Origin of the sequence: Bacillus cereus group sp. BfR-BA-01441 (genome assembly GCF_022663075.1) — a bacterium.
Lineage (GTDB): Bacteria > Bacillota > Bacilli > Bacillales > Bacillaceae_G > Bacillus_A > Bacillus_A cereus.
Genome location: NZ_JAKUEU010000001.1, coordinates 210,827 through 226,038, shown reverse-complemented (window position 1 = coordinate 226,038; position 15,212 = coordinate 210,827). Strand labels below are relative to the sequence as shown.

Here is a 15,212-nt window from a genome sequence, read left to right as displayed (position 1 = left end):
ATTGCTCAAGAAAAGAAAGTAACAAAGATAGAAGAGAAGAAAACTGAAGATAAAGAAACAGCAAAGATAGAAGAGAAGAAAACTGAAGATAAAGAAACAGCAAAGATAGAAGAGAAGAAAACTGAAGATAAAGAAGCAACAAAGTTAGAAGAGAAGAAAACTAAAGATAAAGAAATAGCAAAGATAGAAAAAAAGAAAAGCGAAGATAAAGAAGCAGCACAGTTAGAAGGGAAACAAAAAGTAGAAAAATCGGTAAAAACGAACGGAACTGAAAATAAAGAGGAAGAAAAAACGGTATCTCAAGAAAAGGATCCTCAAACTAATCCTTCATGGAAGCCAATTGGTACAGAGCAAGGAGCAAAACCTGATATGAAATTTAAAGAAGGAACAGTAGATTGGAGTGAGATGAAAAAAGCAATCTCTTATGCTGTTGATGTTCCAGAGAGCCAATTGATTTTCGATTTTATTGGAAATAATGGTAATAATAAAGCCTACGGTAATGTACGAGATAAACAAAGTAATAAAAAATATAAGGTTAATATTGATTGGGTAGAGAATCAAGGGTGGAAACCAGCATCTGTACAAGTGGTAAAATAAATAATAGAAATGTAATTATATGTTTAAAAGGAAAGTAGTATTAGGCACTCATGGAGCTGTAATGACTTTGATGTTGTATGAACTTAGCTTGATAGCGATGGGGTACCGCCAACAAGACTCGAATTTTGCACGCTAAGCAAAAAAAACAATAAGCTGTCCACATGGACAGCTTATTTACATAATTCTTGTTATTGGAAGTCGTTTTGAAATTCTATATGTTTACTTTTTTCTTGTTCTTACGAATAAACCACAACACCACAGTTAAAAATAATAAAAAACTCAGTAAAAAGAGCGGTATTTTTTGAATAAAGAAAAATCCTTTCCAAAAATCTAACCTAGTACTATCAGGAGAATCTGTTGCCATCCCACCTATAAAAAAAAGACAACGGAATAGTAAGTATATTTATCCCTAAACCGATCATTACGAATGATAGATTTTTACTCCAGATTTTTGGTAATGCAGCCATAATAAATAAAACTAATGCAGTACCAATTATAAGAAACAGTACTCCAAAATAAAATGCAAAATATAAAATAATTCCCATAATCCCCCTCCAAGACTTTAATTGTACCATCAATAAAGGCAATTTTGGATGAATATGATATTCGTATATAGTTAACATAACGTCCCATTATCGATAGCAAATAATTTCATAGAATCCTTGTATGTACAGGGGGTCTTGTTTTTTGGTCTATGTATCTCTTATATAGGATTTTATACATCATTGATGTAGCGGGGATATGAGGGAGCTTCGCTTTTCTTTTTTTGCATAAAATTTTGTATGAAAACAGTTGAGTTATAATGCTTTATGCTGAAAAATAAAAACTTTTCTTTGAATTTGAAAAGAAGGTGTTACCTTGTCAAGTGTTGAAGAAAATGAGATAGCAACTGTTGCTACAGATAGTGTAACGGATACAGAACACGAACTTCATCACATGAGGGTCATCCGAAATCGGTACTTGAGTTAATCGTCAGCTGAGATCTTTGGAATTGAACCGACGGGTAACTTTAACAAAATAAGGAGTACAATTAAACAGCCTAAAATATGCAAGTTTTTATGCGAAACTGCTTGCGTATTTTGGCTATTTTTGCATTCGTAAAAGTGCTATAAGTAAACAGTATTTTTAAATTGCCAAATATCCCCATGAGATCAATGGGACTTATATTCCACTTCTTTATCAGAATGATATTAAGAAGTGGAAATAGTATAAGTACCCAAAAAACGATAATAAAAACTGTATTCATCAGTTTCTACTCCTTATGTGAATCATAAAGTTATTATCCCGTTTATTGTGGGCTGACTAAAGTTTCACTTTATCTCTCCGTCTCAAAAAACTCAATCCACTCTCCATCAGGGCCAGCGAAGAATATGTAACGTGTTCCATCTGGTAATGTTTCGATTTCTTCTCCTAGTAAAAAGGTTACGCCGTGTTTTTGTATTCTTTCAATTTCATCCTCTAATGAATCTACCTTAAAGCAAATGTGATGTACTTTTCCTTCTGCCGGAAGAGAAGAGTTATAACCTTCAATGAGTTCGAGTATCGTTTCCTTCGATTCTTCCACACCTAAAAAAGCGAGTTTTAAGTCTGGGTTCGGGTGCCCCATACGTTTAAGGAGCTGTAAGCCGACTACTTCTTCATAAAATGAGATAGATGCTTCTAAGTTTGCAACCATAAGTCCAACGTGTTCTATTCTTCTAACTGGCATGTAGATTCCTTCTTTCTGAAAATTATATACAATATATTATTGAAAATTAAGAAAATAAGCAAGATAAAAACCTTACAAATTTTAGCGTGTTATATGGTATAGTGAGAAAGTATGTTTGGGGAGAAGGAAGGAGATTATACGATGAATACAACTACTCAAACTCCTTCATTATCGGAAACGATGAAAGAGTGGCATTATGCATTAGCATATGAAATTAAACATTGGAAAACGATAGGTGGTAGTAAAATTTCTATCATGAATGGTCGTTTTTTATATACAGATTATGAAAGTACAGTATACGTATTTCAGCTTATTTCGGAAGTAAGCTTACCTGAAGGTTCACCGATTCGAATTGAGTTCGATGGTGAGGAAGCGACAGGAGAAGTATTATCTGTACATGGATTAGAAATAGAACTGAAATTAAATGATTATATACAAGGTGAAATAAGAGAAGCGGTTTTATACAGTGAACCGTGGCAACTTTTAGAGCAACTGCAAGAGCGATTGAAAGAAGCACGTAAAGATAAGCTGAAACGTAATCGTATAAAGCGTCTTGTTGATGGGACGAGCAGCCCGAAACATATTGAGAAGATGAAAAATCCAAAAAATGAACTGGCATATCGCGCGTTTTATAATCCGACAACGTACGTATGGGGACCGCCGGGAACAGGGAAGTCTTACAATTTATCACGTATTATTTCGGCTCATTATCAAAAAGGAAAATCGGTACTTGTGTTAGCTCATAGTAATGCGGCAGTAGACGTATTAATGAGTGAAGTAACGAAGCAAATTGAGAAGAAAAAGAAATGGACGCCTGGCGAAATTGTTCGTTACGGTTATAGTCAACATGAACATATACGAAATCATGAAACGTTACTTGCATCTAAGTTAGTTGAAACGACGAACGAATCATGGGGTGAGGAAAGACTCTATTTAGAAGAGACACGCCAAGAGCTTCGTGAAAAAATCTTATCGTATAAGGCAACGTCCTCTGATAAGAAGCGTATGCAGGAGATTGAAAGTGATCTTCGAAAGCAAAAGGCTAAAATTAAAGAAGTAGAAAAAGAATATATTGAAAATGCGAAAGTAATCGGCGCAACTTTATCGAAATGTGCTATTGATGCGCTAATTTATGAGCGTACATTTGATTTAGTTGTCGTAGATGAGGTGAGTATGGCGTTCGTTCCGCAAATTGCATTAGCTGCTTCACTTGGGAAACGTATCGTCGTTTGCGGTGACTTTTTACAGTTACCTCCAATTGCGATGGCAAATCATGAACTTGTTCGCAAATGGCTTGGGGAAGATATGTTTTACCATGCTGGAATTGTTGAGTCTGTTAATAAATCAGAAGCACACCCAAACCTATTTATGTTGCAGGAACAAAGACGTATGCATGCGGATATATCGAAGTTTACGAATTCGTTTATTTATAAAAATAGAGTATACGATCATCCGTCTGTTTCAGAGCGTAAAGAACTTGCGCAATTGCAGCCGTTTGCAAATGAAGCGAGTGTTTTATTTGATACGAGCCAAATGGGAGCTTTTTCGTTAAAAGATGCTGCTTCTGGTTCACGTTTTAACATTATGTCTGGTTTAGTAGCAATGCAAATGATGTTAATCGGATTGTTAGACGGTGTTCAATCAATTGGTATTGTGACACCTTACAGGGCGCAGTCACGCTTTTTATCGACGTGTATTAGAGAAATGTTGCAGAGAACGAAATATCAAAACATACCAGTTTTAGCGGCGACAGTTCATAAGTTTCAAGGTTCTGAAAGAGATATGATGATTTTTGATACAGTGGACAGTTATCCGCAAGAACGACCTGGCGTATTATTCTTTGATTACAAAAACCATCGCCTCGTCAATGTAGCAGTGACAAGGGCGAGAGGGAAGTTCATTCAATTATCAGATTGCCATTATATGCGTAAAAACCTTTCGAGAAAACAAGCGTTATCACAATTAACAGCTCATATAGAACGTCACGGAGATGTGTATGATCGCACGACATCAAGACAATTGTGGGAACGAAAAATATCGAAACGTTTACGCTGGTTTATGGAAATGAATCTTGAGGAAACGAAAGGGCTATTAAAAGATATTTTAGCAGCAAAACGAAAAATTATTATTTCACTTCCAAGTACAAAACAAGTGGATAAGCGAGTATGGCAAGCGTTAATGCGTACAAATGCGCAAATAACAGTGTATAGTGATGGACCAGTTCCACTGAAAAATGTAAAGTTACAAAGACAAAATAAAGCATTCCCGTTCCTAGTAATCGATGATGAAATCTTCTGGGCAGGCGCACCGCTTACATCTCAAATGATGTTTGAAGGTAGTACGGAATTTCCGTACGTATGTGCAAGACTGCAAGCACCTGAGACAATTGGTGTATTAAAAGGATTTTTAGATATTCGGTAAATTCGGATAGGAATTCCTTGACTTTTACTTGGAATGAACTTAGAATAAAAAATAATTTAATATAATTTTATGAAAATTCTTATCACGAGAGGTGGAGGGACTGGCCCTATGATACCTCGGCAGCGGATTCGTTATGAATACTGTGCCAATTCCAGCAAGGTAACTTGAAAGATAAGAAAGAAGCTCATTTTGACTGTATATACAGAAGCCTCTTTCTATCTTTTAGAAAGAGGCTTTTTTACGTGAAAATAAAAGGAGGAAGAAAAATGGGAGCGACAGGAGTAGCGTCACAAAGAAAAACAATTGAAGAGAGTATCGAAAGAAATAAGGAAAAGTACATAGAAACAAGTCATGATATTCATGCGAATCCGGAGATTGGAAACCAAGAGTTTTACGCATCAAGAACGTTAAGTTTATTACTAGGTAGTGCAGGGTTTCAGTTGCAGCACAATATAGCTGGACATGAAACGGGATTTATCGCGCGAAAAAGCTCTGGAAAACAAGGACCAGCAATCGCATTTTTAGCTGAGTATGACGCTTTACCAGGACTTGGCCATGCGTGTGGTCACAATTTAATTGGCACAATTAGCGTTGCAGCAGCAATTGCATTATCAGAAACACTTGAAGAAATTGGCGGAGAAGTTGTCGTGTTTGGTACGCCAGCAGAAGAAGGCGGGCCAAATGGTAGCGCGAAATCAAGTTATGTAAAGGCAGGTTTATTTAAAGACATTGATGCGGCGCTTATGATTCATCCGAGCGGAAAAACAGCGACAACGAGTCCTTCACTAGCAGTCGATCCACTTGATTTTCATTTTTACGGAAAAACAGCTCACGCTGCAGCTTCGCCAGAAGAAGGGATTAACGCATTAGATGCGGTTATTCAGCTCTATAACGGTATTAATGCACTTCGCCAACAACTCCCGTCAGACGTGAGAATTCATGGCGTCATTACAGAAGGAGGAAAAGCACCTAACATTATTCCTGACTACGCTGCAGCAAGGTTCTTCATCCGTGCAGCAACGCGAAAAAGATGTGCAGAAGTAACAGAAAAAGTAAAAAATATTGCGCAGGGAGCAGTGTTAGCAACAGGTGCAAAAGTAAAAATCCATCAATTCCAAAATGAAATCGATGAATTACTCGTAACAAAAACATATAACGATATCGTAGCGGAAGAACTAGAACTATTAGGTGAAGATGTAAATCGTAAAGAAAGAGTAGGGATTGGTTCAACCGACGCAGGAAACGTAAGTCAAGTCGTACCGACAATTCATCCGTACATTAAAATCGGACCAGATGATTTAATTGCACATACGAATGAATTTAGAGAAGCAGCACGTTCAGAACTTGGAGATAAAGCATTAATTACATCGGCAAAAGCATTAGCAAATACAGCGTATCGATTAATTACGGAAGAAGGGTTGTTAGAGAAGGTGAAGGAGGAGTTTAGAGAAGCGCAGAAGAATCAAGGGTAAGGGGATTAAGGTGCTTTTTTCGAATAGAGATCTAATTCATAAGTAGAGATATAAAAAAGAACATTGAAATATCAATGTTCTTTTTTTGTTTACTAATCATTGATTTCATTGGCTTTTCTCATAAAGGAAAAACTTTTACTGTTAGCCAGGGATAATACGTATCCCTTTATTAGAACGACAATTTCTCCTCAAACTCACTCTTTAAAACAATTAAAGGAGACGATAATCCAAATTGCATTAAAGAGTCTAAAAATGTAGCGAGAGAATCCATCGAATCGCTCATGACCTTCATCATATAATTAAATTCCCCGCTAATTCGGTATAAATCTGTTACTTCAGGAGCGGCATTACAAAATTGAATAAAATCAGAGCATTGGCTCGTTTTAAACATGATGAATGCTTGAATGTTTTTATTAATTTTTGCAGGCTCAAATTTCGTTCGATAAGCCGCTATAACTCCTTGATCTTCAAGCTTGTTAATACGTTCTTTTACAGCAGGTTGCGTCATGGATATAATTCGTCCTATTTCTGAAACAGAAATTCTCGCATTTTCATATAACAGGTTCATAATTTTATGATCGATTTCATCCAATTTTACAGCGTTTTGCATTGTGTAGCCTCCTTGTTGTGTTTTCTAAAGTGAATTGCAAATTATAACTATAATATCATAAGTGAATGAACTAAATTACCTATAAATCTATATTTAAAATGATTAGTATTTGCATGAAAATATAAGTATAGGGTTTATCAAAAGGTAATTTAGGAAGGATGGAAAAAATGAAGAATCTTGATGGGAAAGTAGCATTAGTAACAGGGGCAAGTCGCGGCATTGGTCGTGCGATTGCGATGAGATTGGCAAACGACGGTGCATTAGTTGCGATTCACTACGGCCGAAATAAAACAGCTGCAGATGAAACGATTAGTGAGATTGAATCTAATGGAGGAAAAGCGTTCTTAATTGAAGCTGAACTCAATTCAATTGATGGTGTCAAAAAGCTAGTAAAACAGTTAAAGAATGAATTACAAATAAAAGTTGGTACATCAGAGATTGATATTTTAGTAAACAATGCAGGGATAGGTACACAAGGAACGATTGAAAATACGACAGAAGAAGTTTTTGATGAAATCATGTCTGTAAATATGAAAGCACCATTCTTTTTAATCCAGCAAACATTACCATTAATACGAGCAGAGGGTCGCATTATTAACATTTCATCAGCTGAAGTAAGGCTTGGTTTTACAGGTTCAATTGCATACGGCTTAAGTAAAGGTGTGCTTAATACGATGACACTGCCTCTAGCTAAACATCTTGGAGAAAGAGGTATAACAGTGAATACAATTATGCCTGGATATACGAAGACAGATATCAATGCAAAATTGCTAGATGATCCGGAAATACGAAATTTTGCTACCAACTCATCTGTGTTCGGACGAATAGGGCAAGTTGAAGATATTGCAGATGCAGTAGCATTCCTTGCTTCTTCTGATAGCCGCTGGGTAACGGGGCAGATTTTAGATGTTTCTGGTGGGTTTTGTTTATAGGGTCACTACTCCATAGCCATCAAGCTAATCTAGTAATTTATAGAAAGATAGGCATACTAAAGAAGTCTATTAAAACGTGATTTTTTCGCTAGGCAACTTGAATCAGGGGACATTTCTTTTTCTTAAGTTGACGGGTATGTATGGTGCCCCCGATTAGACGATAGTGAATGAACAATTTCGGGGTTCAGTTCAACTTTATTCAAAATAAGATTTTTTTGCAGTAAAATCAATGTTAGTGGAACTTTTTTAATCAAACTTTTTTAAAAATTAACATAAATACTTGCAATATTTAAATTAGTACTATATAGTTCTAGTTATGACAAAGATAAAATTAATGAATCAAAAACGTGTGATTGAAGTAGCTGCAACATTATTTTTAGAAAAAGGGTTTGCTTATACAAGTATGGATGAATTAGTACGTGTAAGCAAAGTTTCAAAGTCTAATGTGTATTATCACTTTTCTAATAAGGAAGTATTATTAGAAGGGGTCGTTGATTATTGGATTGAAATGTATCAATCTGCAATTGATGACATACTTTCTCAGAACCAATTTTTAGTTGAAGATCGTATCCAACTGTTTTTAAAGCAATTATCGCAAGGAGTTCAGTCGAGGGAGTATAAGGGGAGCTGTCCATTTATTACTCTTTATATTCAAAGTCCTAAACAGGCCACGCAAATAAAAGAAAAAATAGGTCTTTTTTTTACAGGATTACAAAAGAAAGTTTCTCTATTACTTAAACAAGGGGTAGAGAATGGAGAATTCAGAAATACGATTAATATTGATGAGGTTGCATCACTTTTTATTACAAATCTTGAAGGAGCGTTATTTATTTCAGAAACATTGAAGGATGCAACTGTAATCACGAAAACAGCAGATCATTTTTTAAAATTGCTTCGATAAAAGAAGCATTTTTTTTACATCAAATTAGTACTAAGTAGTACTAAAAGGGGGATTTTATATGAGAACAGTATTTTTAACTGGTGGAACAGGCTTTATTGGAAAACAATTAGTAAAAGAATTAGCCAAAGAGGATGTTAAAATTCTTCTTTTAGTGAGGTCGAAAAATAAAGCAACACGCCTTTTTCAAGAAAGAGGCATCTTAAAAAAGGAAGTTATGCACTTTATTGAAGGTGATTTGACGAAAATAGATTTAGGTCTAAGTGCTGAAGATAAGGAGAGGGTATTGAAAACGGATGTGATTATTCATGCAGGAGGCCCCATGGATATTCAAGCGACAAGTAAAGAGGCAGCTTCCGTATTTTTAAATGGCGCCAAACATATTAGTGAATTAGCTAAAAGTATTCATCAATTGAAGGGTTTGCAACAATTTATTCATGTTGTAGGTTATATGAGTCCCTTTGATGATAAAAATAGCAAGATTGCAATTGATGTGTTTAAAGAAGGAAACAATTATTTGAAAATAAAAAATCCATATGAGAGAACAAAATTTTTAGCAGATCTTTATATCCGTCAGCAGGCATCAGCAGTAGGTTATCCGCTTTCTGTAATTAATCCGCCAACTGTAGTCGGTAGTAGTAAAACAGGGAGTACAGAGCAGATAGCAGGATTAGGTTTGCTTGTGATGAGTATGCGAAGAGGGCTCATGCCAGTGATTCCTGGAGGTAAGGGATATAGGTTACCACTTATTTCAAACGATGAGCTTGCGAAGTTTATTGTGCAGGTTTTCAGATTGGAGCAACCGACTATTCAAACATATACACTTGTTGAAGACAAACAGCACGATCAAAACATTGCTGAATTATTAAGTATTATGTCGGAAAGTATGAATATGAGGGCACCAAAAATCTCTGTTCCAATGCCATTTATGAAAGCAATTATGAATAGTGGAGGAAGTAAAATAACAAAAATTCCTTCTGATGGACTGAATTTTATTACAAAACAAAAATTTTCAAATGTTTCAGCAAAAAAAATTATGGGAGGAGATTGGTTTAAGAAGACGAGTGTAATGAAATTTTTCCCTGCTGTAGTAGCTGATCTGGATTATCGAATGATGTATCAAAATGGCCGGCATAATCATTTATTTAAACGAACATTATGCGATAACACTACCCTTTACCAATTACAAGGAAAGGGTAAACCGTTTATATTATTACATGGTTTATTGAGTGATGGAGAGGATTTATTTCCTTTAGCACAAGAGCTTCATGAAAAAACTGGTCAACCTGTATGGATTTTGGATCTTCCAGGTTTGGGACGTTCTCCTTTTAAACGAGAGAAAAATCTTCTAGATATCTATTTGAATGTAGTGAAAAAGTTATTGGAGAAAGCTACGAATGGTGCACATCTAATTGGCCATTCATTCGGTGCGTTTATTCTTCTGGAAGCGTTGGTACAAGAGTACATAGATAAGAAGTATTCAATCACTTTACTTCAGCCACCTGTTGCTAAAAAAAATGCTAAATCGCTAAATGTTCCTCAATTTATGAACAAATGGACATTAAAATTGGCAACTACTAATTTGATAGAGCGTTATTTATTAAGTAATGGTTTGTTTGAAAGTATGGAGAGCATTCCTGAACATTATATTGAAAAAATAAGAAACAGTTTTACTTCTCCCAGAATTTTAAATACTACGGTCCAGCTTAACAGTTTACTACTAAAAAATGATCAAGGTGATTTCAATGAAGTAACAAAGTATAACCTTCACATTATTTGGGGGGATTATGACAGAGGCTATTCTGCTCCATCGCATCTTGGTAAGGTTGATTTTGTTCCATATGGCCATCATTTTCCTCTTAGCCATCCGAGTGAAACGGCAACATTAGTAATAAAAAATAGTAATAGTAGCAGATGAGAGTGTGGGATAAATAAAAAGTGTGTAGTAAGATCGTTGTGTCTTTGAAATAAAATCGTACTGTTTGGAGTCCCGCGAACAAGACGCGAATTTTGCACGCTAAGCAAAAAAACAATAAGCTGTCCACATGGACAGCTTATTTACATTATTCTCGTTATTGGAAGTTATTTTTAACTTTTCCTGATCTGAAAGAGTCAATCTTTTTTTATATAATTTATCAATAATTATTCTTTTTTCTCCGGCTGATAGGAAAGAATAACGACACCTGAATTGGTCGTTCTTGTTTCTATAAGTTTTAATGCTTTTGTATTACTCTGGTCTTTAAAGAGACGCTTTCCGCTCCCTACGATAACGGGATTGATTATAAAGTGATATTCATCAATGAGGTCATGTTGCATCAATGTCTGTATAAGCTCACCACTACCATAAATTAAAAGGTTCTGACCGGGCTGTTCCTTCAGTTTCGATATTTCTTCTACAATATTACCCTTGATAAGATTTGCATTCCATTCGGTTTTTTCCAAAGTTGTTGAAGCAACAAATTTAGGTATGCTGTTCATTTTATCAGCAAAACCCTCTTCATCAGTCATAGAAGGCCAGGCAGCTGCAAAACCTTGATAGGTTACTCGCCCTAGTAGAAGCGCTTCACTTTCAAACAGTAAATCGGATTGAAACTTTGCTACTTCTTCATTGAAGTATGGAGCAGTCCAAGCTGGTTCCTCCATGACACCATCTAGTGAGAGGTACATCGATACAATTATTTGTCCCATTTTATTCTCCTTTAATTTTAAATTGAGATTTTTACATATTGGTAACACAATTATTAATTCTCCAGCTAGAGAAATTCTCCCTTTTTAATAGTTTCGACAAAATGTATTAATATATGTTTCGGAATAACTCAATATATATTAATAACTTTGAAATATTGTATAACTTTTAATTTTTATGCATCATTGATTAGCATTGCTTATTGTGCTAATGAATCAGGATAGTGTGGCGACCGACTAAATAGTTGCTTATCCTCATTTATTTAGAAGGGAAGTTCTATCATTTCGCGAATTAATTAGACATAGACGAGTGCTATAATTTTCTATATCTACATAAAGAGGTGACTACGCATGAATCAAAGACCGTCAGAAGTAGAATATGCCGGGAGCTCCGGCGAATATATCCGTTTGGTGCCGGACGGTAACATCATCGACATTTTGCTCGCCCAGGAAAAGCAAATGACCGAGCTCCTGGCATCGTTGACCGAAAGCCAGGCCGCATATCGGTATGCGGAAGGAAAATGGACACTGAAAGAAGTTGTGGGCCACATTACAGACGCGGAACGCGTCATGACCTACCGCCTGCTCCGGTTCGCAAGAGGGGACCAGACGCCTCTGACTGGTTTCGATCAGGAATTATTCATACCTCCTTTCGGAAGCTGGACAACCGCGCAATTGGCCGAAGACTACCGGGCCGTACGGCAATCAACGATTACATTGCTGCGCGGGCTACCGGCTGAGGCGTGGACCCGCAAGGGCACAGCCAACAACCTAAGCATTACGGCGCGCGCCCTCGCGTACGGCGTCGCAGGACACGAACTTCATCACATGGCGGTCATCCGAAATCGGTATTTGAGTTAATCGCCGGCTGAGGCCATTGGAATGGAACTAACACCTATCATACAATCTTTTAGATACCGTTCTTATGGGGGGCCCGCCCCACAACCATCTTAGACAATTTTTGAAATTAAAAGCACGTTACTATTCTCTTATGTTAATGAGAATAGTAACGTGCTTTTTATGAATATGCACCAAAAACAAGAGCATATCGATTTTTCTCATTTTGGGGTATTTGTTTTTCTTAGATTGAGGGTGATGGGGCACTACTCTATAATGATCAAATTAAAATTTAAAATAGTTATAGAGACTCCATTTCTCGGAAATATTGTAACTATTAAGTTGTAAAAAGAACCATAGTTTTTCATTTTTGAAAAGGTTATGGTCTTTTTTAATTGTAATAAAGATATGATGCGAGGAAGTTTTTTAGATAAATCAAAAAAACTTGATTAATAAGTTGCATATAGAACTCATCTACGTATATACTATAAACATCAAAAAAAGTTGATGAAGGGAAGTGAACTACAGTGGCACAAAATTTTCAGCTCTATGAGAAAAAGTTTAAAGCGTTGGCGGATCAGAAACGTTTAGAAATCATGTATGAACTTTGCCAGCGAGGACAGACGTGTGTATGTGATTTAACAGAAGTTTTTGAAATGACGCAATCTAAATTATCATATCATTTAAAAATTTTATTAGATGCAGGTTTGATTGTAAAAGAAACAAAAGGTACGTGGAGTTATTATGATTTAAATGATGCGGAAGTGAATAATTTATTATCAGAAGAATTGTGCTGTATCTTTAGAAAAACAGGGAAAGGTAGTTGCTGTTAAAATTTTGAGTTATTAATCAAAAAAAATTGATTAATGATATATAAAAAGGAGGAATAAGGTATGAGATATGTTCACGTCGGTATAAACGTTACGAATTTAGAGAAGTCTATTGAATTTTATGAAAAGGTATTTGGTGTTTCACCAGTTAAAGTGAAAACAGATTATGCAAAATTTTTATTAGAGACGCCAGGACTTAATTTTACGCTGAACGTGCGAGATGAAGTGAAGGGAAATCAGGTAAATCATTTTGGTTTCCAAGTGGATACAGCTGAAGAAATTACATTGCATAAAGAACGATTAGAAAAAGAAGGTTTCTTCGCGCGTGATGAGATGGATACGACTTGTTGCTATGCAGTGCAAGATAAGTTTTGGGTAACAGATCCAGATGGGAATGAGTGGGAATTCTTTTATACGAAAGCAGATAGTAATGTTCACAAAATTGAAGAGTCATCTTGTTGCGCGACTTCAAATGAGGTAGCTAAAAATTCTTGTTGTTAATAGGAGATGGAAAATAAAATGAAACGTTTATCTTTTCTAGACCGATATTTAACACTATGGATTTTTCTAGCGATGGCTGTTGGGATTGGTCTAGGGTTTGTGTTCCCTAGTGTAGTAGACGGACTGAATACATTACAGGTTGGAACGACGTCTATTCCGCTTGCTGTTGGTTTAATTGTAATGATGTATCCACCGTTAGCGAAAGTTCGCTATGAGGAAATGGGCCGAGTATTTAAAGATGTAAAAGTGTTAGTGCTATCTTTAGTACAAAATTGGATTATTGGTCCGGTACTTATGTTTGTGTTAGCAATTATTTTTCTTCCTGATAAACCAGAATACATGGTTGGTCTCATTATGATTGGGTTAGCACGTTGTATTGCAATGGTAATTGTTTGGAACGATCTTGCTGATGGGGATAAAGAGTATGCGGCAGGTTTAGTTGCTTTTAATTCGGTATTCCAAATGCTCTTTTTCTCAGTTTATGCATACGTATTTGTAACTGTAATTCCAGAATGGTTAGGGATTGAAGGTGCTATTGTCGATATTACAATGATAGAAGTAGCAAAATCAGTATGTATCTATTTAGGAATTCCTTTTATAGCAGGTATGTTGACACGCTTTGTACTAGTTAAGTTAAAAGGAAGACAGTGGTATGAAAAAGTGTTTATACCTAAAATTAGTCCACTTACATTACTTGCATTGCTATTTACAATCATCGTTATGTTCTCTTTAAAAGGAGAGATGATTGTTAGCGTGCCACTAGATGTGGTAAGAATAGCGATTCCGTTATTAATCTATTTTATTGTAATGTTTTTTGTTTCTTTCTTTATGGGAAGAAAAATTGGTGCAAACTATCCGGTGACGACAACGTTAGCATTTACAGCAGGTAGTAATAACTTTGAGTTAGCAATTGCTGTAGCAGTTGGTGTGTTTGGTATTCATTCGGGCGCAGCATTCGCAGCTGTCATTGGACCGTTAGTCGAAGTACCTGTCATGATTGCACTTGTAAATGTCGCTTTTTGGTTTAAACGTAAATATTTTAATGATCAATCAACTTAAAAACAAAGGTGGAAAACAACATGGAAAACAAAAAAACAATCTATTTCTTATGTACAGGAAATTCATGCCGAAGCCAAATGGCAGAAGCGTGGGGTAAACAATATTTAGGAGGTAAGTGGAATGTATATTCTGCAGGAATCGAAGCACATGGAGTGAATCCCAATGCGATTAAAGCAATGAATGAAGTGAATATCGATATAACAAATCAAACATCAGATATGATTGATACAAACATTTTAAATAATGCTGATTTAGTCGTTACACTTTGTAGTCATGCGGATTCTGTTTGTCCTTCGACACCTTCGCACGTAAATCGTGTTCACTGGGGATTTGATGACCCGGCAGGAAAAGAATGGTCTGAATTTCAACGTGTTCGCGATGAAATTGGTGAACGTATAAAGCGATTTTCTGAAATTGGGGAATAAATAAAGGAAAGAGCCAATCTTCTATTGTGTTGGAGATTGGCTCTTTTTTATTATGTATTTCATTTACTTATCGCATCGCTTTAAAACCACTCTTAGGAGTAATACAGAATATTATGTGAAGATGGTAAAGTTTCATTTTATAAATTTTACTTTATTAAAAGTTGATTTGTTAGAAAGGATAATCATTTATTGCTATAATGAATGGATGCGTGGCAGGAAATAGATAGAAAGATACTG

14 protein-coding genes, 1 pseudogene and 1 riboswitch are annotated in these 15,212 nt (G+C 35.8%); of the genes and pseudogenes, 11 read left to right on the top strand and 4 right to left on the bottom strand.

Annotated features, from left to right (window positions below):
* A partial coding sequence (locus MR107_RS01050) for a YrrS family protein (RefSeq protein WP_242291999.1) occupies nucleotides 1-597 on the top strand: 597 nt, incomplete at its 5' end.
* 211 nt (nucleotides 598-808) lie between these two features.
* On the opposite strand, the pseudogene MR107_RS01045 reads toward MR107_RS01050, so the two are convergent.
* Nucleotides 809-1,142: pseudogene (locus tag MR107_RS01045) on the bottom strand (hypothetical protein).
* Between the two features lie 770 nt (nucleotides 1,143-1,912).
* Nucleotides 1,913-2,305, bottom strand: a complete 393-nt coding sequence (locus tag MR107_RS01040) for a VOC family protein (RefSeq protein ID WP_001145268.1) — start codon at nucleotides 2,303-2,305, stop codon at nucleotides 1,913-1,915.
* A 111-nt stretch (nucleotides 2,306-2,416) separates the two neighbouring features.
* Between MR107_RS01040 and MR107_RS01035 the strand changes: the two genes are divergently transcribed.
* Entirely contained in the window at nucleotides 2,417-4,726 is a 2,310-nt protein-coding gene (locus tag MR107_RS01035) for an AAA domain-containing protein (RefSeq protein WP_242291998.1), read from the top strand.
* A gap of 76 nt (nucleotides 4,727-4,802) precedes the next feature.
* Nucleotides 4,803-4,904, top strand: a riboswitch (SAM riboswitch).
* An 88-nt stretch (nucleotides 4,905-4,992) separates the two neighbouring features.
* Entirely contained in the window at nucleotides 4,993-6,198 is a 1,206-nt protein-coding gene (locus MR107_RS01030; protein WP_242291997.1) for a M20 family metallopeptidase, read from the top strand.
* A gap of 169 nt (nucleotides 6,199-6,367) precedes the next feature.
* Here MR107_RS01030 and MR107_RS01025 read toward each other — a convergent pair whose 3' ends face one another.
* Nucleotides 6,368-6,808 (bottom strand): Lrp/AsnC family transcriptional regulator, encoded by a 441-nt coding sequence (locus MR107_RS01025; protein WP_001178562.1) that lies wholly within the window; start codon nucleotides 6,806-6,808, stop codon nucleotides 6,368-6,370.
* Between the two features lie 167 nt (nucleotides 6,809-6,975).
* On the opposite strand from MR107_RS01025, the gene MR107_RS01020 reads away from it, so the two are divergent.
* From MR107_RS01020 to MR107_RS01010, 3 genes are all read left to right on the top strand, one after another.
* Nucleotides 6,976-7,740, top strand: coding sequence for an SDR family oxidoreductase (locus MR107_RS01020; RefSeq protein ID WP_242291996.1), 765 nt, complete (start codon nucleotides 6,976-6,978; stop codon nucleotides 7,738-7,740).
* Between the two features lie 334 nt (nucleotides 7,741-8,074).
* Nucleotides 8,075-8,641 (top strand): TetR/AcrR family transcriptional regulator, encoded by a 567-nt coding sequence (locus tag MR107_RS01015; RefSeq protein ID WP_001072312.1) that lies wholly within the window; start codon nucleotides 8,075-8,077, stop codon nucleotides 8,639-8,641.
* A 58-nt stretch (nucleotides 8,642-8,699) separates the two neighbouring features.
* The gene (locus MR107_RS01010; RefSeq protein WP_086395837.1) at nucleotides 8,700-10,556 is read left to right on the top strand and encodes an alpha/beta fold hydrolase; all 1,857 of its coding nucleotides are present in this window, start codon (nucleotides 8,700-8,702) and stop codon (nucleotides 10,554-10,556) included.
* Nucleotides 10,557-10,780: 224 nt separating this feature from the next.
* On the opposite strand, the gene MR107_RS01005 is transcribed toward MR107_RS01010, so the two are convergent.
* Entirely contained in the window at nucleotides 10,781-11,326 is a 546-nt protein-coding gene (locus MR107_RS01005; protein ID WP_000529752.1) for a dihydrofolate reductase family protein, read from the bottom strand.
* A gap of 348 nt (nucleotides 11,327-11,674) precedes the next feature.
* Here MR107_RS01005 and MR107_RS01000 point away from each other — a divergent pair, with 348 nt between their 5' ends.
* From MR107_RS01000 to arsC, 5 genes are all read left to right on the top strand, one after another.
* Nucleotides 11,675-12,184, top strand: coding sequence for a DinB family protein (locus MR107_RS01000; protein WP_001076324.1), 510 nt, complete (start codon nucleotides 11,675-11,677; stop codon nucleotides 12,182-12,184).
* 503 nt (nucleotides 12,185-12,687) lie between these two features.
* The gene (gene arsR, locus MR107_RS00995; protein WP_002026021.1) at nucleotides 12,688-12,993 is read left to right on the top strand and encodes an arsenical resistance operon transcriptional regulator ArsR; all 306 of its coding nucleotides are present in this window, start codon (nucleotides 12,688-12,690) and stop codon (nucleotides 12,991-12,993) included.
* Between the two features lie 60 nt (nucleotides 12,994-13,053).
* The gene (locus tag MR107_RS00990) at nucleotides 13,054-13,491 is read left to right on the top strand and encodes an ArsI/CadI family heavy metal resistance metalloenzyme (RefSeq protein ID WP_001271013.1); all 438 of its coding nucleotides are present in this window, start codon (nucleotides 13,054-13,056) and stop codon (nucleotides 13,489-13,491) included.
* 18 nt (nucleotides 13,492-13,509) lie between these two features.
* Nucleotides 13,510-14,550: an ACR3 family arsenite efflux transporter gene (arsB, locus tag MR107_RS00985; protein WP_061457430.1), complete on the top strand. Its 1,041-nt coding sequence runs from the start codon at nucleotides 13,510-13,512 to the stop codon at nucleotides 14,548-14,550.
* Nucleotides 14,551-14,570: 20 nt separating this feature from the next.
* Nucleotides 14,571-14,975, top strand: a complete 405-nt coding sequence (arsC, locus tag MR107_RS00980; RefSeq protein ID WP_242291995.1) for an arsenate reductase (thioredoxin) — start codon at nucleotides 14,571-14,573, stop codon at nucleotides 14,973-14,975.
* The last annotated feature ends 237 nt before the right edge of the window (nucleotides 14,976-15,212 follow it).